General features: G+C 67.7%; 22 protein-coding genes, 1 tRNA gene and 2 pseudogenes. 14 read left to right on the top strand and 11 right to left on the bottom strand.

The features are described 5' to 3' along the window. The first annotated feature begins 17 nt into the window (after positions 1–17). From OIE13_RS23225 to OIE13_RS23210, 4 genes are all read left to right on the top strand, one after another. Positions 18–1,763: a molybdopterin-dependent oxidoreductase gene (locus tag OIE13_RS23225; protein WP_326636633.1), complete on the top strand. Its 1,746-nt coding sequence runs from the start codon at positions 18–20 to the stop codon at positions 1,761–1,763. 76 nt (positions 1,764–1,839) lie between these two features. Further along, positions 1,840–1,995, top strand: coding sequence for a hypothetical protein (locus OIE13_RS23220; RefSeq protein ID WP_326636635.1), 156 nt, complete (start codon positions 1,840–1,842; stop codon positions 1,993–1,995). A gap of 54 nt (positions 1,996–2,049) precedes the next feature. Further along, entirely contained in the window at positions 2,050–3,270 is a 1,221-nt protein-coding gene (locus OIE13_RS23215; RefSeq protein WP_326636636.1) for a helix-turn-helix domain-containing protein, read from the top strand. 233 nt (positions 3,271–3,503) lie between these two features. Next, positions 3,504–4,211 (top strand): HAD family hydrolase, encoded by a 708-nt coding sequence (locus tag OIE13_RS23210; RefSeq protein WP_326636637.1) that lies wholly within the window; start codon positions 3,504–3,506, stop codon positions 4,209–4,211. On the opposite strand, the gene OIE13_RS23205 is transcribed toward OIE13_RS23210, so the two are convergent. Then, a complete protein-coding gene (locus OIE13_RS23205) occupies positions 4,168–4,989 on the bottom strand; it encodes an XRE family transcriptional regulator (protein WP_326636638.1) in 822 nt (273 codons plus the stop codon). The genes OIE13_RS23210 and OIE13_RS23205 overlap by 44 nt on opposite strands. A gap of 152 nt (positions 4,990–5,141) precedes the next feature. On the opposite strand from OIE13_RS23205, the gene OIE13_RS23200 reads away from it, so the two are divergent. The 4 genes and pseudogenes from OIE13_RS23200 to OIE13_RS36790 all read left to right on the top strand — a co-directional run. Beyond that, positions 5,142–5,303 (top strand): hypothetical protein, encoded by a 162-nt coding sequence (locus OIE13_RS23200; protein ID WP_326828754.1) that lies wholly within the window; start codon positions 5,142–5,144, stop codon positions 5,301–5,303. Positions 5,304–5,451: 148 nt separating this feature from the next. Beyond that, positions 5,452–6,768: a radical SAM/SPASM domain-containing protein gene (locus OIE13_RS23195; RefSeq protein ID WP_326828753.1), complete on the top strand. Its 1,317-nt coding sequence runs from the start codon at positions 5,452–5,454 to the stop codon at positions 6,766–6,768. A 1,080-nt stretch (positions 6,769–7,848) separates the two neighbouring features. Continuing rightward, a complete protein-coding gene (locus tag OIE13_RS23190) occupies positions 7,849–8,538 on the top strand; it encodes an arylsulfotransferase family protein (RefSeq protein ID WP_326830311.1) in 690 nt (229 codons plus the stop codon). Beyond that, positions 8,490–8,639, top strand: a pseudogene (locus OIE13_RS36790) (glycosyltransferase family 2 protein); the annotation flags it as partial. The gene OIE13_RS23190 and the pseudogene OIE13_RS36790, both read left to right, overlap by 49 nt. A 67-nt stretch (positions 8,640–8,706) precedes the next feature. Here the strand turns inward: OIE13_RS36790 and OIE13_RS23185 are convergent. After that, positions 8,707–8,979, bottom strand: a complete 273-nt coding sequence (locus OIE13_RS23185) for a hypothetical protein (protein ID WP_326828752.1) — start codon at positions 8,977–8,979, stop codon at positions 8,707–8,709. Here OIE13_RS23185 and OIE13_RS23180 point away from each other — a divergent pair. Together OIE13_RS23180 and OIE13_RS23175 are read left to right on the top strand one after the other, a co-directional pair. Then, positions 8,881–9,540 carry a class I SAM-dependent methyltransferase gene (locus OIE13_RS23180; RefSeq protein WP_326830310.1) on the top strand — a complete coding sequence of 220 codons (660 nt, stop codon included), beginning with the start codon at positions 8,881–8,883 and terminating at the stop codon, positions 9,538–9,540. The genes OIE13_RS23185 and OIE13_RS23180 overlap by 99 nt on opposite strands. An 811-nt stretch (positions 9,541–10,351) precedes the next feature. Then, positions 10,352–10,675, top strand: coding sequence for a hypothetical protein (locus OIE13_RS23175; RefSeq protein ID WP_326636649.1), 324 nt, complete (start codon positions 10,352–10,354; stop codon positions 10,673–10,675). Between the two features lie 94 nt (positions 10,676–10,769). On the opposite strand, the gene OIE13_RS23170 is transcribed toward OIE13_RS23175, so the two are convergent. Further along, a complete protein-coding gene (locus OIE13_RS23170) occupies positions 10,770–11,390 on the bottom strand; it encodes a hypothetical protein (protein WP_326636650.1) in 621 nt (206 codons plus the stop codon). A gap of 165 nt (positions 11,391–11,555) precedes the next feature. Continuing rightward, entirely contained in the window at positions 11,556–11,804 is a 249-nt protein-coding gene (locus tag OIE13_RS23165; protein WP_326636651.1) for a hypothetical protein, read from the bottom strand. Between the two features lie 108 nt (positions 11,805–11,912). Here OIE13_RS23165 and OIE13_RS23160 point away from each other — a divergent pair, with 108 nt between their 5' ends. Next, the gene (locus tag OIE13_RS23160) at positions 11,913–12,662 is read left to right on the top strand and encodes a toxin glutamine deamidase domain-containing protein (RefSeq protein ID WP_326636653.1); all 750 of its coding nucleotides are present in this window, start codon (positions 11,913–11,915) and stop codon (positions 12,660–12,662) included. Then, entirely contained in the window at positions 12,659–12,928 is a 270-nt protein-coding gene (locus OIE13_RS23155) for a hypothetical protein (protein WP_326636655.1), read from the top strand. Before OIE13_RS23160 ends, OIE13_RS23155 begins: the two co-directional genes overlap by 4 nt. Positions 12,929–13,075: 147 nt before the next feature. Here the strand turns inward: OIE13_RS23155 and OIE13_RS23150 are convergent, their stop codons facing one another. The 7 genes and pseudogenes from OIE13_RS23150 to bcp all read right to left on the bottom strand — a co-directional run bounded on the left by OIE13_RS23150 (position 13,076) and on the right by bcp (position 20,499). Next, a complete protein-coding gene (locus tag OIE13_RS23150; RefSeq protein WP_326636657.1) occupies positions 13,076–15,586 on the bottom strand; it encodes an ABC transporter permease in 2,511 nt (836 codons plus the stop codon). 1 nt (position 15,587) lies between these two features. Next, complete coding sequence (locus OIE13_RS23145; RefSeq protein ID WP_326636659.1) at positions 15,588–16,361, bottom strand: ABC transporter ATP-binding protein; 774 nt, start codon at positions 16,359–16,361, stop codon at positions 15,588–15,590. A gap of 390 nt (positions 16,362–16,751) precedes the next feature. Continuing rightward, positions 16,752–17,417, bottom strand: coding sequence for a response regulator transcription factor (locus OIE13_RS23140; RefSeq protein ID WP_326646983.1), 666 nt, complete (start codon positions 17,415–17,417; stop codon positions 16,752–16,754). Positions 17,418–17,535: 118 nt separating this feature from the next. Then, positions 17,536–18,735, bottom strand: a complete 1,200-nt coding sequence (locus OIE13_RS23135; protein ID WP_326636661.1) for a sensor histidine kinase — start codon at positions 18,733–18,735, stop codon at positions 17,536–17,538. A 686-nt stretch (positions 18,736–19,421) separates the two neighbouring features. After that, positions 19,422–19,494, bottom strand: a tRNA-Leu gene (locus tag OIE13_RS23130). A gap of 28 nt (positions 19,495–19,522) precedes the next feature. Next, positions 19,523–19,663 (bottom strand): annotated as a pseudogene (locus OIE13_RS36785) (HNH endonuclease); the annotation flags it as partial. A gap of 371 nt (positions 19,664–20,034) precedes the next feature. Continuing rightward, positions 20,035–20,499: a thioredoxin-dependent thiol peroxidase gene (gene bcp / locus OIE13_RS23125; protein ID WP_326636665.1), complete on the bottom strand. Its 465-nt coding sequence runs from the start codon at positions 20,497–20,499 to the stop codon at positions 20,035–20,037. A 110-nt stretch (positions 20,500–20,609) separates the two neighbouring features. Between bcp and OIE13_RS23120 the strand changes: the two genes are divergently transcribed. Beyond that, a complete protein-coding gene (locus tag OIE13_RS23120) occupies positions 20,610–20,942 on the top strand; it encodes a DUF3618 domain-containing protein (protein ID WP_326636667.1) in 333 nt (110 codons plus the stop codon). Positions 20,943–21,032: 90 nt separating this feature from the next. Continuing rightward, positions 21,033–21,506, top strand: a complete 474-nt coding sequence (locus OIE13_RS23115; RefSeq protein WP_326636669.1) for a hypothetical protein — start codon at positions 21,033–21,035, stop codon at positions 21,504–21,506. Positions 21,507–21,608: the final 102 nt, after the last annotated feature.

Raw genomic sequence — 21,608 nt, 5'->3', positions numbered from 1 at the left:
GGCGTAGCGTCGAAGGTATGCAGAGCAACAGGCGCATGCCCTCGTGGGCCGCGGCGCTGATCGGCCTGGTGTCCGGCGCGGTGGCGGTCGGGGTGTCCCTGCTCGTCGCGGGCCTGGTGAACCCCTCCGCCTTCCCGATCGTCGCGGTGGGCAACTCGGCGGTCGACCTCACCCCGGCCGCGCTCAAGGAGTGGGCGATCCGCACCTTCGGCGAGAACGACAAGGTCGTGCTGCTCGGCGGGATCTTCGTGGTCATGGCGCTCATCGCCGCCGCGCTGGGCATCGCCGCCGCCCACGACGTCCGGTACGGCCTGGTGGGCCTGGCCGCCTTCGGCCTCGTCGGAGTCGTCGCCGTGCTGACCCGGCCGGACTCCGGGCTCGCGGACGTCCTGCCGACCGTGGTCGGCGTCGGTGCGGGCATGTTCGCGCTGCGACGGATCATCCGCCGCTCCCTCGTGCCCGTCGAAGAGTTCGCCGGCGCCTCGACCGGTCCGTACGGCGACCGGGAGCACCCGATGCCCGGCGGCGCCGCGGGCGCGGCGGGGACCGCGCACGGCGCCGGACCGTGGGAGATCGCGCAGGGGGCGCCACGGAAGGACGCGCCGGATTCATCGCCGGAGCCTCTGCCGGAGGCCGGGGAACGGCACGAGCCGGCCACGCCGCCGGTCATGCGGGCCGGGAGAGACCTGCGCGCGTTCGACCGCCGGGGCCTGCTGACCGGTGTGCTCGGCGGCGTCGCCGTCGCCGGGGTGGCCGGGCTCGCCGGACGCCTGCTGTCGGGGCGGGCCGAGGTGAGCGTGGCGCGCAACAGCATCGCGCTGCCCCGGCCCACGACCCCCCTCGCGCCGCTGCCCACCGGGGTCGACCTCAAAATCAAGGGCCTGTCGCCGTTCGTCACCCCGAACAACGACTTCTACCGGGTCGACACCGCCCTGGTCGTCCCTCAGGTGGACCCGAGCAGCTGGACTCTCAAGATCCACGGCATGGTCGACCGCCCGGTCGAGCTCACCTTCGCCGACCTGATGAAGCGCACCGTGGTCGAGGCCGACGTCACGCTCTGCTGTGTCTCCAACGAGGTCGGCGGCCCCTACATCGGCAACGCCCGCTGGCTGGGCGTCAGGCTGGCCGACGTGCTGCGCGACGCGGGTGTCCAGAAAGGCGCCGACATGCTGCTCAGCACTTCCGCCGACGGCTGGACCGCCGGAACCCCGGTCGACGTCGTCCTCGACGGCCGCGACGCCCTGCTGGCCTTCGGCATGAACGGCGAGGTGCTTCCCGTCGACCACGGCTTCCCGGTCCGCCAGGTCGTCCCAGGTCTCTACGGCTACGTCTCGGCCACCAAGTGGGTCACCGAGATCAAGGTCACCCGCTTCGACGAGGACGAGGCCTACTGGACGCCCAGGGGCTGGTCGGCCAAGGGCCCGGTCAAGACCGAGTCCCGCATCGACCTGCCCAGGGACGGCGCGAGCGTCCCGGCGGGCCGCACCGTCGTCGCGGGCGTCGCCTGGGCCCAGCACAAGGGTGTGGACGCGGTCGAGGTCCGCGTCGATGGGGGCCAGTGGCGCCAGGCCCGTCTCGCCGAGGCCCCCACCGCCGACACCTGGCGCCAGTGGGTCCTCGACGACTGGGACGCCACCCCGGGCAGCCACACCATCGAGGTCCGCGCCACCGACGCCACCGGCTACACCCAGACCCCCGACCGAGCCCCGATAGCCCCCGACGGTGCCACCGGCTGGCACACCATCCAGGTGCGGGTCAGCTGACTCAGGCTGTATTCGAACCATCCCGGTGGCTCTCGATCAGTAGTCTTTCGACCACCGACATAGGGATGGTGCGCCGGTGAGCCCTGTACGCCGCTGGCAGGAGGTCAAGGCCGAGGCACACCGGCTGTATCCCGAGATGGCCGACCCGGAGCGGCAGGCCGCTGCCGAAGCCGAGTTGGATGCGTATGCGGTCGGCTATCACCTGGCGGAAGGGGAATCTTTCCCTCGTTGACAGGGGTGGCTCGTTATCGTGGAGACGCCGCGCAGTCGCGAGGAGGGCACCGAGATGACCGGGCAGGACTGGAACCCCGACCTGACGTACGCCGAGCGTAGCGAGCACACCGGGGACCGGATAGCCAAGGCGCGGAAGCTCCGAAATCTCACCCAGGAAGGCTTGGCCGGGCTCGCGCATGTCTCTCGAAGCTTGATCGCCAAGGTCGAGTCGGGCGCCAGGCCCGCCACCCCGTCTCTTGTCGCAGCTGTCGCACGGGCCTGCTCGGTGGATCCGGCGGAGATCAACGGGCAACCATACCGGGGCACCGACGAACGCAGTGACGCCGTGCACGCGGCGATTCCTGCCATTCGTGTGGCCTTGGCCTATGTGGACGTCGCACCCGAACTGGGCATGCCTCCCCGAACGCTCGACGAGTTGGCCGCTGAGGTGGTCGCGCTTCAGAAGCTTCAAAAATCTGTGTCGTACGCCCAGCTCGGCGCTCTGCTGCCTGCGCTCCTGGAGGAATTGACGATTCAGGTCATGGAACTGGATACGGTTCGTGCCTGGCGTCTGCTCAACCGTGCTCAAGCGCTGGCTGGATCCCTGGTACGCCGCCTCGGCTACAACGACCTGGCACAGGTCGTGGTGGAACGAACGACGCTCTCCGCGCAGCGCGCGGAAGATCCATATCTGCCGTATGTGGTCACCCTGGGCCGGGCACGGTTGCTGATGACCATGGGTTCCTGGGATGTCGCCCTCAAAATGGTCCAGCAGGCCATGAGTAAAGTCGATCAGGATAACCCGGTGTCAACGGAGGTTTTCGGGGCGCTGCATCTGAACGCGGCCATCACCGCCGCGAGAGCGGGGAAGACAGCGGATGCCTGGGAGCACCACGGGACCGCGACCGAGGCGGCGGCACGGATCAGCCCAAGAGATCGTCGCGACCCTTACGGCCTGCAGATGAACCCGGGGAACGCCTCAATTCACGGGTGTGCGGTGGCCGTCGAACTGGGTGATTTCGATCAAGCCATTCGGCTGGACCAGGGTGTCGACCTATCCGGACCGGACAACAATGACGAGCGCCGGGCGCACCACGAGATCGACATGGCAAGGGCTCATCTGTGGGTCAACGACAACGACAGGGCGCTCAAGCGCATGATCAACGCTGAGCGGGTCGCGCCGCAGATGACGCGCTTCCACCCTTCGGCAAGAGAGGCGGTCCGCCAGCTCGTACGAGTCCATCGCAGGATTCCGGAACCACTGCGTGCGCTGCAAGGGCGCATGACCGTCTGAAGGGTCGGTGTGTCAAGGGGGCTGCTGCGCACAAGCTTTGCACGTTACATAGGCGCGTACACGGCATGCGTTACAGAGGCGACCTACGGGAACGCCATGTTGATCTTTGTGTATCGCGAACCTTCGTTTATGAGAGCCGCTCTCGGCAGGCCGGGCAGGTGAGCGTTACCATGTGAACCTTCTCTCTGATCGGAGACCCGCGGGTGGATTCGGTACCGGCTTGCGTGCTTGTCTTGTGGGATGTCGACCATACTCTGATCGAGAACGCAGGCGTCAGCAAGGAGACCTACGCGGCCGCGTTCGAGTTGCTGACCGGCCGGCCTGCCGAGCACCGTGCCCGAACAGATGGCCGGACCGATCCGGAGATCATGCGCGATCTTCTGGAGCGGCATGACGTGCAGGTCACGCCGGCGCATCTGGCCCGGTTCCCGGAGGTGTTGACCTGTGCCCTGGCCGCGAGACGAGACCGGCTGCGTCAACGTGGCCACGCGTTGCCGGGCGCGCGGGAGGCGATCGCCGCGCTGGGCCAGATGCCCGGGGTCATCCAATCCGTGCTGACCGGGAACGTGCAGCCCAACGCGTTCACCAAAGTGGAGGTGTTCAATCTACACGGTGGGCTGGATTTCGAGGTGGGTGGATATGGGTCTGATGACCTGGTCCGGGCCCACCTGGTGGAGGTGGCCCGCAACCGGGCCAGGGCCAAGTACCAGGTCATGCTCGACGCGTCGAGCACGGTGCTGATCGGCGACACCATCCGCGACATCCAAGCCGCCCGCCGCGGCGGAGCTGTCGCCATCGGGGTGGCTTCTGGGCCGAATACCGTGGCCGAACTGCTCGCGGAGGGGGCGGATGTGGCGCTGGCGGATCTGGCCGACACCGCCGCCGTGGTGAAGGCGGTCACCGATGTTCAGGCTCAGATTTCGGCGCACCTGAAGGCCTGATGCTCTCCTCGATCAAGATCTGCCGCTGCTGGTAGAAGTTCGACTCCTGGATCGGATAGGCACTCTCCCAGACGCGCTCGAAGCTGCGCAGGTAAGTGTCGAAGAAGTCACCGCCGTCGACACGCCGCAGGTGCAAGATCGGCGCGATGTAGCCGTAGGTCCCGTAAATGTGCTGGTTGACCAGCATCTCCTCGTCATAGCGGAAGATCGAATTGTACAAAGAGGTGCGGTGGAGACGGAACTGGATGCCGGGGGCCTGCGACAGCGGGCTGTAGTAGGCCAGAGCCATCCGGATCCGCGCGGGGATCGCGTCATACAGGCGTTCCTCCACGCCGCGGAGTGTCATCTCCGGACAGTCGGGATCGCCCATCATGATGCGCACGCTCACTCCTGCGGCTGCCTTGTCTTTGAGGACCGTGATGGAGTCGGGGTTGTCCTCGGGCAGGAACAGGCTGGCGTTGGCGAACAGCCATACCTGGCTGCGCGCCTGGGTGAGCAGATCCAGCCACATCTGGCGGGGAGTGTCGGAGCGATGCGGATATAGCCGAACAATCTCCGATTCCGCCGCCGCGGTCGGCTCGATGGCAAGCTCGGGCCATAGCCAGGCGAGGGGGACGTTCAGGGTTTGCGCGGCGCGGTGAGCGGTCGCCCGGCGGGGGGTGATGTTCTTGGTGATCCACCGCTGCACGCTTTTGGTGTCCAGGCCGAGGTGGGCGGCGAGAGAGGCCTCGGTGTAGGGGCTGGACAGCAGCGTGTTGCGCAGGCGCTCATTGACCATGAGGCGATCCCCTCAGGGCGTTGGGGGACGTTTGGCGGTCTCACGTTACGCCTCGCAACGTCTCGGCTACAAGGTGGCCGCGTCCGTCCTGTCCGCGTTCCACTGGTCGAAGCGGCGACGTGCGCAGTAGGGCAAGCCAGGAGGAGCATCCGATGACGTGCGTAGAGGTGACGGGCGAGGCCCTGGGGGAGTTTCCGGGCTGGCACCTGGAGCGGGTGGGCGACCAATGGCGAGCCACGCACGGGGAGGGATGCGTTGAGGCGCCGACGATGGTCGCATTGCGCGACCAGTTGCGGTTGGAAGCGGCTCGATGACCCGGCACCCGACTGATCCGCTCACGGCTGAGCAGGTCGCACAAGACCTCGCCGACGCCCTGGCCCGGCTGAACACCCCCGACCGCGAACATCACTCCCGTACTGCGATGTCGGCCTCCTCCGCAAGGATGAAGGGAGCCTTGAGCCCATGACGACCAAACGGGCCGAGCAGGTGGCCTGCACTACCGCGGCGATCGATTCCGCCCTGCTGGACCGCGTCCGCCCCGAGGTATTCACCGTTGCCTCGGGGCGGACGCGCCCGAGAAGGATCATGCTGCCGGAGCTGCTTCAGACATCGCCGTATCTCACCCATGTCGCGCCGGGCGCCGATCCACCGGTCATCTACCTGACCGACACCTTCGGTCCGACGTTCCCCCAGGGTGATCCTCCGGCGGCTGACGTGGTGTTCGGGATCGTCGGGCTCGACCGTCAAATCGTGTGGCAGAGCGACCGCCGGGTGCTGGAGATGCTCACGGCGTGCGCGCAGGAGCCCTGCAGTGTTCAGCATCTGGTGGGGCGATTCGGTGCCGATCGGGTCGGCGCGGCCGTCGACCGCACCTGGCTGCAGACACCCGACGATCTTTGCCGGGAGTACCGGCTGGTGTCGGGGGAGATCGAGGTTACCGCCCACTGCAACTGGGGCTGCCGCTTCTGTCCCGTCGCCACCGACCCGAAGCCTCGCCAGACCATGCCGATGGACCTTTTCGAGGAGATCATCGCGAAACTCGCCGAGGTCGCAACGATCGACTACGTGACTTTCCAGTTCTTCAACGAACCCACCCTGGACAAGTACTTCACCGACCGCCTCGCTGTGCTGGCGCAGTACAGGCTCCAGCTCGCGCTCTACACCAACGCCTCAGGACTCACCCAAGACAAGATCGACGCGCTGAGCCGTCACGGCGTTCTTCGCCACCTCATTGTCAACCTGCCCAGCACCGACCCGCGGGAGTTCGCAGAGCTGACCGGCTCGCGCAGCTACCCGCACACCGTGCAGAACCTGGAGCGGGCGATCCGCGCCGGATTCCGCGTCCAGATCGTCGTGAACGGCGTCGGTGAGCGCCTGGTGCGCAACCTCGCCGGGGTGGCCCGCCGGTACGAGCCGCTCGGGGTGGAGATCTATCCGAGCCTGACGTGCGACCGGGTGGGCGAGGTGGGGGCGGAGTACTTCCGGGACGTGCGGGTGGACGGGCGGCTCACCGGATGCGGGTGGCCAGTCCAGCACGCCAACGTCAGCGTTCGCGGTGACCTGTTCCTGTGCTGCAACGACTACTACCAGCGGGAGGTGTTCGGGAACATCCGCGACGGCTCGGTCGACGACCTCATGACCAGCGACATCGCGGTGCGCCTGCGGCGGCGTGTGTTCGGGGTGGCCGAGGCGGCCGACGATTTTCTGTGCCGGCGCTGTCATAACCAGAAGCTTGACTTTCCCGGCCGGGACTTCCGGCCCATCGCGACCTTCGGATGAGGGGGACCATGTCGCAGCCAGTGAGGATTTGGTACGTCGCCGCCCAGCGGCTGTGCAACTTCGACTGCCCGTACTGCGTGTCCGTCGGGTCCTGGGCCAAGAGCCGCAGGTATGACTGGAAGGACCCTGGTGACCGTGACACGTTCACCTCCATCACGGGCTGGCTGGGGTCGCGGCCCTTCGAGGTCGAGGTGCGTCTAGGTAGCCTGGGCGAGCCTTTCGCCTCGCCGTTCTTCCTCAAGAGGGCGGGCTGGCTCACCCGGCAGCCGGGTGTGCGGTACGTGGAACTGCTGTCCAACGCCTGCCTGCTGAAGCAGCGGCTGCCGACGATCGAATCCATGGCCAACCTCGGGAAGCTGTCGCTCTGGCTCACCTGGCACGACAGTCAGATGAGCCTGGAGAAGTTCATCTGCGCCGCCCGCTTCGCGCAAGAGGAGTACGGCTGCTTCGTCGTGGTGAACGCCCTGCTGTTCGACGATAGCGAGACGGTCAAACGGGTGAAGAGCGCAGCGCTGGAGGCGGGGCTGCGGTTCAACGTCGACCTCGGCTACGACCCCTTCGCCCCGTCGAAGGCCTTTGAGCACACCGGCGACGCCGCTGCCGCGGTTCCGCTGATGCGGACCGCCGACGCGCTGAGCACGGTGGTCGCCTGTGGCGGAGACGGCGCGCTCACCGAGGTCGCCCTGATGGGCCTGACCTCCCCGCTGGGCCGGCCCTGCCGGGCCGGCCACGACTACCTGTTCATCGACATCCATGGCCAGACCTACCGGTGTTCGAGGTACGCGGTCTTGGACCGGCATTCCTACGGCAACGTCTTGGACCCGGGGTTCGAGCTGAGCCTGCGCCCTGAGCGGTGGGCACTGTGCGAGGCGGCCAGCGGCTGCTGCAACAAAGTGGCGCGGCGGCACCCACATCCTGCTGGACAACACGGTGACGATCCTTGGGCGCGACGGTGGCATCCTCGCGGCCCATTCGCTGTACGACGCGCTCACCTCCCACCACACCCCGCGCTCGCTAATCGAGGACGAGATCGGGCGTCGCAGAGCGAATTCGCCGAACCTCGACGCGGCACGCTCCTGCATGCCGAACCGGTCGAGCGGCCATCACCGGGGACGAGAGGTCTCCCGGTTGCTGCGAGACCTACCCGGCTCGCCCAGCGACGTTCTGCACGCCAACACGGTCGAGATCCTCGATGCCCATCCTGGCGGGGTATGGAGTCAGGGCGATGTGCTGGTCTCCTTGCGGGAACTCAACATGATCGCGGTGCTGGACCTGGCAGCCCGGTCGGTGCGGTGGTTTTGGGGGCCGGGTGAGCTCTCAGGCCAACACCAGCCCTCCGCCCTGCCCGGCGGCACCGTGCTCGTCTTCGACAACGGTCACGCCGTAGGCCGCTCCCGCGTGCTGGAGATCGACCCCAGCAGCGACGCGATCGTGTGGCAGTACACGGCCGACCCGCCGCAAGACCTGTTCTGCGCGATGGCCGGCGGCTGCGAACGACTCCCGGGCGGCAACATACTGATCAGCGACGCCCAAGCCGGACGGGCCATCGAGGTGACCCGCGACCGGCGAACCGTATGGGCCGTCCAGATCCGCACCACCCGATCGTCGACCACCGCCTCCCGCGCGGAGCTCTACCGGATCTCAGCGGTACCCGCCCCGGCCGCCGCGACCCTGCGCGGTGGCGACGAACCAGCACGGCGCCTGGCCAGCGCACGGGTGCGGTGCGAACTCAGCGACGATGTCCACCTCGATCTCAGGAGCGTCCCGTGATCAGCGTGATCATCCCCACGGCTGACCGTCCGGGTCCGCTGCACCGGGCGCTACGCAGCCTGTCGCGCCAGAGGTTGCGCGACTTCGAGGTCATCGTCGTACGCGACGGTGGTCGATCACCGCGATCGGTCGTGGACAGCTGGAGGTACGACCTGCGGCTGACGCTGCTCAACGTCGACCCCCGCCAGCTTCACGCTCGCCCGCGCTCGCCTGAGCGCGGCAGCGGCCTACGACGGCTTCGCCGAGACCTTCGCCGACGAAGCAGCCGGCAGCGCCTACAACGCCCTCTACGACCGGCCCACCGTCCTCGATCTCATCGGCGACGTCGACGGTCGGCGCGTCCTGGACGCCGGATGCGGGCCCGGCCTGTATCTGACCGAGCTCATCGCGCGCGGTGCCGACGCCATCGGGTTCGACCAAAGCGCAGACATGGTCCGACACGCCCGCAGGCGCCTCGGCCCCGCCGTGCCCGTGCGCCGGCACGACCTCGACGAACCCCTTGACTGGCTGCCCGACGCCACCATCGACCTCATCCTCGCGACGCTGGTCATCCACTACGTCCACGACCGCGTCGCCGCCCTGCGCGAACTCCATCGCGTCCTACGCCCGCAGGGACGACTCGTCCTGTCCACCAGCCACCCGGCTGCCGACTGGCTCGCCGACGGCGGCAGCTACTTCGACGCCCGGCACGTCGACGAGACCTGGTCCTGCGGCTTGCTCCACAGATACTGGCGGCAACCCCTCCAGCACTGGGTCGAGGAGTTCACCGCCGCAGACTTCACCATCGAACACCTGGTGGAACACCGGCCCGTACCGGAAATGGCCCACCGGTACCCGGCCGAATACGCCAAATTTCCAGGACCGGTTATGGCGCCCGAACCTGGAACCGCTCGCCGATCTCGCACACATCCGAGTCATCCGCTGCAGGGTCCCCGCAGCGATCGCCCACGCTCGGATCGCCCAACGCGCCGAGCACGGCAACCACCGAGCGGCGCACGCTGATCAAGACCTACTCGAAGCGATCGCGGCAGGGCAACACTCACTCGAGTCCTTCGTGCCGATCTCGCTGGACGTCCCAACACTGATGGTCGACACCGCGAACGGCTACAGCCCCGGTATCCAGCACATCGCGGCCTTTGTCGGGACACCCGCACAGAACGGTTCCCCGGCCAACGCAAGATGACCTCGATGACTCAGCAGGTGCAGCAATAGGCCCCCGCACGCCGGTTGGCTGAGATCGGCCGACCAAAGCCACCAACACGCGAGGGCTGACCTGTGCGAACCCTGGCCTGGGTGGGTAAGGAGGAAAAGGCATTGAAACGGCTTGTTGTGGCCGAAAAAGTCGCGCCTGAGATGACGTACTTCCATCCCACTGCCAGAAGTACTGCCAGGCAACTCTTCGCCCACTATCGAACCGTCCCCGAATCCCTGCGGCGGCTCGAAAACAGAATGGCACTCTAGGGAATTATCGCGGAGAGATCTTTCACTGAAAAAGTGAAAGTCAGCCCTCTTGGCAATTCATAAGGTCGGAAGCGGCGCGAATGGCAAGGCATTCGCGGTCCGAATCTGATGGTTCCGACCTTGGAGGGTAAATGGCGAAGCGCGTGGTTTCGTCGGTTTTTTCTGAGGTGGTCGATGAGGCTACGGCGGAAAGTCATGACAGGGCGCTGGCGGTCGTGCAGCTACTGCTGATCGAGCGGGGGATCCGTCATGTTCCCGCCGGCCATATCCCGGGGCCAGGCATGATCATGCTTCTATCGGTCACGCTGAGGTTATGCATGCCAGGGGATATGGAGCGCTCCGTCCATATGTCGTGCCCACGACCTTGGAGGAGCTCGTCGGGCCGGTCGACGGTGTGGTCATGCTGCCCAGGCATCTCGACTGGGGGCCGAAGCGCGGTTACCACCTGGATCAGCTCGCCGATGCGCGCCTGCTGTACATGCGGGTGATCCGGGAAAGCGCGACTCCTGCGGATCTACGGCAGTTCCTCAACGCCGCGATGCTGCGCAGACTGTGGCCGGAGGTGGTGCTACCGCCGCCCGTCCGCGTTCTCTGGGGCGCTCGCTTTCCCGAACTCCAGCGTCAAGCCGCAGTGCCTAGAGCCCTCTCGCCGACTGGCGCATCTGAGCGCGTTTGAGCCCCCGCTAGCCCGAATCAGGTACCCGGCGGTCTCACTGGTCGCGGGGGCAGACCAGCACGACGGTGGTCTGGGCTACCCCCGGTGCGAGAGACTACTTCTGCAGGGACTTCTTGTAGGCGGCGGCAGCAGCCTTGATCGCACTGCTGGCGGTGCCGGGGTCAAACATGCTGTGGACGGTGATCTGCATGTCGGGGCGATTGCTGTACGGCCATTCCCCACCCTTGTCGCGGTCCCACAGGCGCAGGCTCTGCTGGTCTTCGCAGTGGTCGAGGAGGCGCTCACAGCCACCCGCGACGACTTTCCAGTTGTGGAACTTGGCGCCACAGGCGGGCCGCTCGGTGAAGACCCAGTCGATGACGTAGTAGCGGGGCCAGGTTTCCGCTTCCCGCAGCGCCACGAATTCCTGGTTGTGCTGGTAGAGCTGATACTCCGAATGGCTGGTGTTGAGGGTGATGGTCTTCCCGCGGATGCCGACGTCCTGCTTGAACGCCACGCCCAGGCTGGGCACGGTGATGAGCCGGTCCGGGTACTCGGCGGGAGACAACCAGTCCGTGACGGTGCCCTGGTCGTCTATGTCGCGCCGCCGGGTCAGGTGGAACGTCGCGATGTTCTGGCCCGGCGTGATGTGCGGATTCTCGATGCGGTACTTGGCGGTGGGAACCGAGTACGGGTTGGTGCCGTACTGGTCCGGGCTGATGACAGCTTTGATCATTGAGGCCGCTCCCGTGATTGTTCCGGCACAGACCCTGAACGGTACGACTTGGTATCGGCGCTGTCGAGGTTACATTCTGGCTCTCGCCTCGTACCGGGGGCGTCCGGAATACGGGAGAAAGATACCGCGGCCGGGCCTCACCTAGATCCGAACCTCAAACAGCTCCTAGTGCGATGTTCCTCGTAGCCGGCGTCGGGCCACCCCGCCCATGCTGCCGCCGTGGAAGGCGATGGACAGGTCGCCGTGGCGCTGCACGCCCCAGCCGATCCCGTAGCCGTCGGCACCGGGCCACGGCGCGGTGGGACGGTGGCCGGCGGCGAGTGCCTCGGCGGGCAGGGCGCTCGTGCCGCCCGCGTGCGCGAGCCCGAAACGGAGAAGGTCAGGGCGGTGTCGGCGACCTCGATGCCGCTCCACGAGGCCGCAGGGCCGTTAACCCTGGCCTTTAAATGGTCAACTCCTCCGTGTCGGGTGGGTGGGCCGCTCTACTATCTGGCTCCCAGGGGTTCGGGGACGGGGGAGCCGGTGAGCGAGTGGAGTTTGGCCTCGGGGGTCTACAACCCCGTGGTGACCGTGGACGGGCAGCGGTGGCGGGACTTCGAGCTGGAGTTTCAGGTGGCGGCCTCGGCGGCGGCGCCTCTGGAGCGGGAGCGGATGCGCTGGGGGCCGGCCCGGCTGGACCAGTGCCGGCCGTACGGGGTGGCGGGCGGGCTGGCCAGGCCTGATCCGCAGACCGAGGAGGACATGCTGCGGGCCGTCCCCCTCACCGAGCAGGGCACCCCGCGCCGCTTCCCCGACCCGCGCGGCATGTGGATCAGGTTGATCAACGGGACCGGGCCGGCCGACGACCCGTTCCGGGCCACCAACGCGATCGACTGCGCGCTGTCGGTGCTCTCCACCTGGTACGGGGCCCCGGCGGTGGCCGCGCCCCGGCGGCCCGAGTACGACCGGGTCGGCAGGCCGCTGCTCAGCGGCGAGGCCGGGGGAGTGGCCAGGGCGGAGCGGTGGCTGGGACAGCGCTTCCAGTACGTGGGGCAGGGGCGCCACGCCTACCTCCCGATCGCGCAGGCGCTGCTGGCCGGTGGGCACGGTTCCTCGGCCGTCGTCATCAACCGCTGGCCGGCCGGGGGCAGCCACGCCTGGAACGCGGTGAACTTCGACGGCGAGGTGATCTGGATCGACGGGCAGCGGGGGCACATGGCGGTGGAGCCGCCGTACGAGTCGGTGACCGGCGTGTTCTGCGTCGTGATCGACAGGGAGGGGCGGCGGCTGTGAACCCGGACCAGGCCAGGGCGGTGGCGGAGGAGTACTTCAACGGTGTCCGCAGCGCAGGCGCCGCCGTCGATATCAGGATTTATGCCTTTCAAGAGGGCTATGTCGCCTGGGCGAACGAGCCTGAGTCCGACGATCCCAGCGTGCTGCCCGACACCGCCGGCTCCGGGTGCGTGGTCGTCGACCGGGCCACCGGTGAGATCGTCATCCGGCCGCTGCTCAACCCCGAGACGGTGGCGGAGCAGTGGCCGGGACGCCGCCCCCGATAACGGAGACGTCCCGGCCACCCTGCTCGACCCGTCCGGCCTTGCGGGGCCTTATCGTGGCCTTGCCGGGCTCCGCTCGACCCGCCTGGCCGTGCCTTATCGCGGTCTTGCCGGGCCTCGCTCAGCCCGTTCGGTCGCGCTCCGGCCTGCTCAGCCGCTCGCGAGCGAGCCCACGACCGAGGCGCGGGCCGCGCGCCGGGCGGGCAGGACCGCGGCGAGCACCCCGGCCAGGCCGGACAGCGCCACGAACGACAGGATCTGCGGCACCGGCAACTGGAAGATGACGTTCTCGGTCATCGTCCGCGCGGCGGCCCAGCCGAACCCGATGCCCAGCACCACGCCGACCAGCGCGCCGATGAGCCCCAGGACCAGCGCCTCGACCGAGAGCATCCGCCGCAGCTGGGGCCTGGTCAGGCCGAGTGCCCGCAGCAGCGCGGACTCGCGGGTGCGCTCGTGGACCGACAGGGAGAGCGTGTTGGCGATGCCCAGCAGGGAGATGAGCACCGCCAGGCCGAGCAGCCCCGTGATGATCATCAGCATCATGTCGAGCGCCTCGTCGAACTCGCCCCGCACCTCCGTCGAGCTGGCGACCTTCGCCGTCGGATACGGCAGCGTCGCCGCCTCGACGACCATCAGCGCCCGGTCGGGATCCACCCCGTCGGAGTAGTTGACTATCACCCGGCTGTCGCCCACCTCGCCGAAGTAGCGGTCGAACTCCCGCTCCGGCACCGTCACACCGGAAAGGCCCGCCTCCGGGCCGGAGACGCCCACGATCGACAGCTCGACCGCACCCGCCTTCGCCGTCCGCACGGTGATCCGGTCACCGACCCCGACCTTGAGCCGCTCGGCGACGTGGTCCGCGACGAGCGCGGTCCCCGGTACGAGCCGGTCGATCGAGCCCGCGTCGAGCTTAGGGACGAAGCCCGGAGCCGGGGTGAACGTCCCCACCTCGTACTTCTCGTCCCCGGTCCCGAGCCTGGCGGTGCTCCCGCGGAACGCGACGACCGCGGTCAGCTCAGGCCTGGTCCGCAGGTCCTCGGCGATCGCCCGGGGCAACTCCGAGCTGCGATCCTGGCTCTGCACCAGGTAGTCGACCGGGAACTGCTCGTCGAGCTGATGGGCGTACGTCACCCGGATGGTGCCGGTGAGGACGGAGATGACGGTCATCAGCGTCACACCCACGGTGAGCGCCACCGTGGTGGTCGCCGACCGCTTCGGGTTACGCCGGGAGTTGTCCACGGCCAGCCTGCCCGGCACGCCGAAGAGCCTGGCCGGAACCCAGCCCGCGAAGGCGGACAGCGGCTTCACGATCACCGGGCCGAGGGTCAGCACCGCCAGGAATACGAGCGAGCAGCCGGCCATGACCACGACGAGCGCGGTCTCGCCGGGCTCCATGGCCATTCCCGTCGCGGTGACCCCCGCGCCCGAGACCAGGAAGAGCACCGTGAAGATCATCCGTATCAGGCCGGCCCTGAAGGTCTGCTCCTCGGCCTGCGAGCGCAGCGCCGCGATCGGCGCCACCCGCGTCGCCGACCGCGCGGGCAGCAGCGCCGCGCCGACCGTGACGGTCAGGCCGATGACCAGGCCCAGGACGATCGTACGAGGCGTCAGGGAGGCCGCGACCGACGGCAGCGGCGCGTCGAGCGCGGTCAGCACGGCCAGCGCTCCCGCACCCATGCCGTAGCCGAGCAGCAGGCCCAGCACCGACGACAGCAGGCCGACCACCGCCGACTCCAGCACGATCGAGCCGAAGACCTGCCCGCGCGTCGCCCCGATGCAGCGCAGCAGTGCCATCTCACGGGTCCGCTGGGCCACCAGGATGTTGAAGGTGTTGTAGATGACCAGCGCGGCCACGAACATCGCCACCACGCCGAACAGCAGCAGACCCAGCGTGAGGAACTCGCTGCTGGCACCGTTGGCCTTGGCCAGGTCCGCCGCGTACCGCTCACCGGTCTTGACCTGGTGATCCGCCCCCACGGCCGCCGCGACCGAGGCGCGCAGCGTCTCCTGGGAGACACCCTCGGCGGCGACGACGTCGACCTCCCGGAACCCCCGCTGCCCGGTCATCTTTCTGGCGGTGTCGGTGGTGTAGCCGACCGCGCCGGTGTACCCGATCTCCTGGTCCAGGCCGATGTCGAACAGCCCCACCAGGGTGAACTCGTGCCTGGCGTTCTCCGAGTCGAGCACCGCGACGGTGTCACCGATCTTGAAACCACGGGTCCTGGCCGTACCCTCGTCGAGCACCGCCTCCCTCGCGGTCCTCGGCGCCGCACCGCTGACGATCGAGGTACGGTTCAGCGCGCCCTCGGGCAGGGAGATCCCCGCCGTGGGGTAATCACCGGCCGCCTTGCCGTCCTTGCCGATCAGGGCGGACGTGCCCCGCACCAGCCCCTGGGCGTCGGCGACACCCGCCGTGGCGCGAATCTTCTCCAGGGTCGCGTCGGAGACGGCCGACGGCTCGTCGCCCTTGTCCGGCCCCGGGAGCACCGCGACGTCGATCCGGTCGGCCGCCGCCGCGAACTTCTGGGTGAAACCCGCCTCAATGGTGTCGGTCAGTACGAACGTCCCCGCGATGAAGCCCACACCCAGTGCGATCGCCAGCGACGTCAGCATCAGGCGCAGCCGGTGCGCGCGCAGCCCGGCCAGCGTCGTCCTCAGCACCTCACGCCTCCAGCTTCATCAGCGTGTCCAGCACCGACTGCGGCGTCGGCCCCACCAACTCGCTGACCAGCAGGCCGTCCCGAAGGAAGACCACCCGGTCGGCGTACGAGGCCGCCACCGGGTCGTGGGTGACCATCACGATCGTCTGGTCGAGCTCGCGCACCGACGTACGCAGGAACGACAGCACCTCGGCACCGCTGCGCGAGTCCAGGTTGCCGGTGGGCTCGTCGGCGAAGATGACCTGCGGCCCGCTGATCAGGGCACGGGCGACCGCGACCCGCTGCTGCTGGCCACCGGACAGCTCCGAGGGCCTGTGCCCCAGCCGGTCGCGCAACCCCACGGTCTCCACCACCAGGTCGAACAGCTCCGGGTCGGCCAGCCGCCCGGCGATCTCCAGCGGGAGCCGGATGTTCTGCTCGGCGGTCAGCGTCGGCAGCAGGTTGAACGCCTGGAAGACGAAACCGATCCGCTCGCGGCGCAGCAGGGTGAGCTGCCTGTCGTTGAGACCGGTGAGCTCCACGTCCCCGATGCGCACCTGCCCGCCGCTCACCGTGTCCAGCCCGGCCAGGCAGTGCATCAACGTGGACTTGCCCGACCCCGAGGGCCCCATGATCGCGGTGAAGGCACCGGCCGAGAACGAGACGTCCACGCCACGCAGCGCGTGCACCGCGGTGTCCCCCCGGCCGTACACCTTCGTGAGACCCCTGGCCGTCACGGCCGGCTCCGCGCCTTTTCCGCGCGTGTCCCACGTGCCGACCTCTCCGGTGATGGTCACGGTTCGCTCTCCTCAACAACGTGTGGCGTTATGACGCACCAAACGCTATTGGCGGGAAAAGCGGTATCCATCATGAATTAGGCCTGGCCTGCGGCCCTACGCAGGGCGTACCCAGAAGAGGAGACACCACCTACGTCGCAGCACCACCTCGGCCATTCGGCCGATGACATCCACGAGGGCCGGCCGGGACGGAAGGATGAGAACGGTCGGCGCACCTCGAACATGCCGATATTGATCTGCGACCACTGTCCCCGATGTCGGCCAGCGGAGCCAGTGCTCTCCGTTCCTCAGCAGAGGTTGCGAACGCGCTGCGGGGAAACCGAGGTTGTCGGCCTGCCTTCCTGATGCCAGGACCGAGGTGGATCTGTACCTTCGGTGCGGAACGTCGCACTAGTCGGCCGAATGCGGGGTCACCAGACCGGACTCGTAGGCGTACACGACCACCTGCGCCCGATCCCGCAGACCCAGCTTGGCCAGCACCCGGCCCAGATGCGTCTTGACCGTCGCCTCCGCCAACTCCAGCCGACCGGCGATCTCCGTGTTCGACAACCCCCTCGCCACCAGCACCAGCACCTCACGCTCCCGCGCCGTCAACCCCGACAACGCGGCAGGCTCGACCGCCCCCGCCGAGGGAAGATGCACCGCGAACCGCTCCAGCAACCGCCGCGTCGTACTCGGCGCCACCACCGCGTCCCCACTGTGCACCGAATGGATCGCACTCACCAGATCGGCGGGCGGCACATCCTTCAGCAGGAACCCCGACGCACCCGCCTTCAACGCCGCGAACACGTACTCATCCAGATCGAACGTGGTCAGGATCAGCACCCGAGGACCCCCGGCCACCGAACAGATCAACCGCGTCGCCTCCACCCCGTCCATGACCGGCATCCGCACATCCATCAGCACCACGTCGACCTCGACCGCCCGCACCGCCTCCACCGCGGCGGCCCCGTTGCCCGCCTCCGCGACGACCTCGATGCCGGGATGGGCACCGAGCACCATCCGGAACCCGGTACGCAGCAACTCCTGATCGTCGACCAGCATCACCCGAATCACCTGATCGCTCACCACTCCACACCCGTCCCGCTCTCCACCGGACACGCCCGGTCGCTCTCCACAGAACACCCTGCGGGACGCGCCCGATCGCCACCACGCCCGACACGGACACCCGCCCTCAAGCCGCCCGGCCCGCCCCGGCCTCACCGATCGGCAGCCGCGCCACCACCCGGAAACCGCCACCGGGACCGGGCCTCGCCTCCACACTCCCACCGAACAGCGCGACCCGCTCCCGCATGCCGACCAGGCCGTGCCCGCCCTCGCGCTCCGGCGCCGCCGCACCACGACCGTCGTCGGTCACCCGCAACAGCAACTCCCGTACGCCGTACTCCATCTCCACCACGGCGTGGCTGTCCGGACCGCCATGCTTGAGAGTATTGGTGAGCGCCTCCTGCACGATCCGATAAACGGTCAACTGCTCCCCCTCCGGAAGCTCCCGAGGAACACCGAGCATCCGCAACTCCACGGCCAACCCGGACGCACGCACCCGCGCCACCAGATCGTCCAGCTGCGACAGGCTCGGCTGCGGAGCGTACTCCTCCTGCACACCGTCGGCCCGCAACACACCCACCATCCGCCGCATCTCCGCCAGCGCCCCGCGCCCCGTCGCCGAGACCGCACGCATCGCCTGACGCGCCTGCTCCGGATCATGCTCGATCGCATAACCCGCCCCGTCCGCCTGAACGATCATCACGCTCACATTGTGCGCGACCACATCGTGCAGCTCACGGGCGATCCGGGCCCGCTCCGCCGCCGCCGCCAACCGGGCCTGCTGGTCGCGCTCCCGCTCCGCCCGCTCGGCCCGCTCCTCCAACCCCTCCAGGTAGCGGCGACGGGTGTTCGTATAGATGCCCGCGATCCAGATCGCCACCGCGAACGCCGAAGCCGTGGCGAAGGCACTCAGGTCAAGGGGCAGTGCCGGCCGCGCGAACGCCAGAGCCAGCCCCAACTCCACCACCAGGCCCGCGCCGACCGCCCAGCGCAGCGGGCGCCGCGACGCCACACCGTACATGGCGACGAGCACCGAGACGTTGAAGAACAGTGGCTGCATACCGAACAGCCACTGCAGGAAACAGGTCAGCGAGATGATCACGAAGACCGTGACGGGACGTTGCCGCAACCAGAGCAGAGGCACGAACAGTAGCAACCCCAGCCCCGCGAACCCCCAGTGCCCGAGCCTCGTCGCCCCCAACGCCGCCAGGTCACCCGTCCCGACGGCCCAGACGTTGAGCACCGAGACCAGCAGGAACGGGCTCAGCCACAGCGCGTCCGTAACCCTGGGATGGCGCCTGCTCCAGGCGCGTAATCTGCCGAACACACCACCACGATACGTATACGCAGATCACGCCCCTTCCCCCTGAAGGCGGAGCCCGATGTACGACCCAGGTCGCACATCCGGCACGACTTACAGAGCCTTTACGGCCCCTGTGGCACCATGGTTTATGGGAGCGCCCTTCGGGGTGAGTAAAGGGAGATAGTTTGTGGTGATCAATCACAACGACGCCGGGTCGCGCGGCACACAGACCAAGCCGCGCGACCTGACGTTTTTCCCCCGTTCCCCCCGCCATACCGGATAGAGCCGCCACACCGGATACCGCTCCGCGCCCGCTCGGATGCTTCGGTGATCTCACCCGAATCACCCGCTTACCCGCGCGGATCCACAGGGTTTTTCCCGTCCAGCGGTGGACATCGTGCCGTTCCGGGCGACGCCGGTCCCATGAGCGGTCGACCGGAGCTCACGCGGGTGACTCACCGAAGCCGTTCCCCACGGCGAAGCCACCCGAACGTGCATCCCCGGCCTCACCCGCCACACCGGACGCGGCGGCACGGTCTTCCGCGAGGACGGATTCGCGCAGTAATTGAATGGCTCTGCGTATGACCGCAGATCTCGATGCGAAGCGTCTTTCGGTCCGGCAATATTCTATGAAGAATGAATCCTGGGCCGATATTGTTATGCTGGTGTCTATCGATTTCATGTCGACCGGTTGGCTTTGAATTGTTTTGTGGGGTCGACGGGATTCGAACCCGCTCTGGACGGTTCCTAAAACCGTTGCCTCTGCCGTTGGGCTACGACCCCTATTCTTGCCTGCGAAATTCTCTGTCTGTGAATGGCAATTTGGGCAGAGAAGGCGCAGGTTTTCTTTTCTGTTATCCAGCCGGTTGCCATTGATGTGGTCAACGTGCAGTATCAATGCCTGACCTTGCCAGGCGCCCTCGATCCTACAGCCCGCGCAGCGGTATGGCATCCCGATCTCGATCAAGCTGCGCCTGAGCTGCCCGGGGTTCGAGCGCGGGCTGCCCTCCGATCGTATGGCGAGAACCTGTTCCGGGCGACTGCGTCGTGGTGAGGGCTTCCCTCTGTTGGGGGAGACCCTGCGAAAGTGCGACGTGTCGATTCCGAAGCGCTTCAGCTGGCGGCTGATGTGGGCGTGGTTGCCGCCCGCGATGGTGATGCCGAGGCGGCGGAGGACGTCGGCGATGCTGAGGGAGTCGGCCGCGGCCTCCGCCAGCATTTCGGGAGTGTATTTGTATTTGACAGGCACGCGCCAAGCCTAGGTAACGGGTACGACAATTCTCGACGCGTGCCGACATCACGATAAATAGCTAAAAAAGGGATTTAATCGACGCCGAGTTCGCGGCGGAGCCGGGCCACGTGGCCGGTCGCCTTCACGTTGTAGAGGGATTTCTCAATCTTGCCGTCGGCGTCGATGACAAAGGTGGAGCGGATGACCCCGACCGTCGTCTTGCCGTACATCATCTTCTCCCCGTAGGCGTCGTAGGCCTTGTGGACCTCCAGCGCGGGGTCGGACAGGAGCGGGAAGGTCAGCGCGTCGCGCTCGACGAACTTGGCGAGCTTGGCGGGGGTGTCCTTCGAGACGCCGAGCACGACGAAGCCGGCCGAGGTGAGCGAGGCGAGGTTGTCGCGGAAGTCGCAGGCCTGCTTGGTGCAGCCCGGGGTCATCGCGGCTGGGTAGAAGTAGAGGATGACGCGCCTGCCGCGGTACTGCTCCAGCGACACGGTGGTGCCGTCGGCGGCCGGAAGCGTGAAGTCCGGGGCGGCGTCGCCCGGCTCGAGTTTCATATGTCCCTCCGAGGAATGGTTCCCAGGTCAACTTACCGGCCTGTCCGAAGTGCCGTGGGTGGGCCGGACCTGACAGACTGATCGATGTCAAGGAGTAGGGGAGGAGAGCCATGGCGGACACCGATCCCGCGGAGTTGGAGCGGCGGATCGAGCGCACGCGCGCGGAGTTGGCCCAGACGGTGGACGCCATCGCGGACCGGGTGAACCCCAAGCGGGTCGCGGAGCGTGGTGTGGCGAAGGTCAGGGCGAACGCGGAGCATTTCGTCGCCCAGGTCGGTGATCTGGTGACCGGTGCGGCGGGGCCGAAACCGGTCAGGCTGGACGGCGAGCCCGAGGATCTGTGGGCGGATGACCGGCCGGATCTGGCGCCGATTCTGATCGGTGTGGGTGCGGTGCTGGCGGTCAGCGCGGTGATTATGCTGTGGCGGCGCCGTCGCCGGTGATCGGCGGTCCCGAATTGAGTAGGGGTTTACTCATGTGCCCTTTTCCCTGCTCGCGGAACATTGCGAGCAAGGAAAAGGGAGGGCAAATCCGTGAAAAGCATCATTCGCGCTGCGGTCGCGGTGGCGGCGACCACCGGCCTCATGCTGACGGTGGTTCCGGCCGCCTTCGCGGCGGCGCCGACGTCGGCCGCGCGTGACTTCGACGACAGCTTCGATCAGGAGTCCAGGAACGGTCTGGCCACGGTTGAGGCCGAGTACTCGGTCGAGGGCGAAGACGAGGATGAGAACACGTTCGTGCTGCGGGGCGGGCTGTACGACGGTGACAGGCGTTCTCTGGCTCGGGGCGGCCGGTGTGGCTACTTCGAGGTTCGGGCCGCCTCGTCCGATGACGAGGACTGGAATGTCATCAAGCGTGTGAAGCAGTGCGGCTATGACGACATCAAGTACTTCCGCGTCACGGCGCACGACGTCAGCGAGGTACAGGTGAGGACCTGCCAGATCAGCTACCGGGGCTGGTCCACCTACAAGTGCAGCAGGTGGTACGAGCTCGACCTGGGCTTCTGAGGTCTTCTCGGGGCCTCATCAGGAGGGGCCTCATCAGGAGGGGCCTCACGGAGGGGCCTCATCAGGAGGGGCCTCACGGAGGGGCCTCACCCGGTACAGGGG

This window comes from Streptosporangium sp. NBC_01810 (assembly GCF_035917355.1).
Classification (GTDB): domain Bacteria; phylum Actinomycetota; class Actinomycetes; order Streptosporangiales; family Streptosporangiaceae; genus Streptosporangium.
The sequence above is the reverse complement of the archived record's forward strand: the minus strand, read 5'-3'. Positions and strand labels throughout refer to the sequence as shown.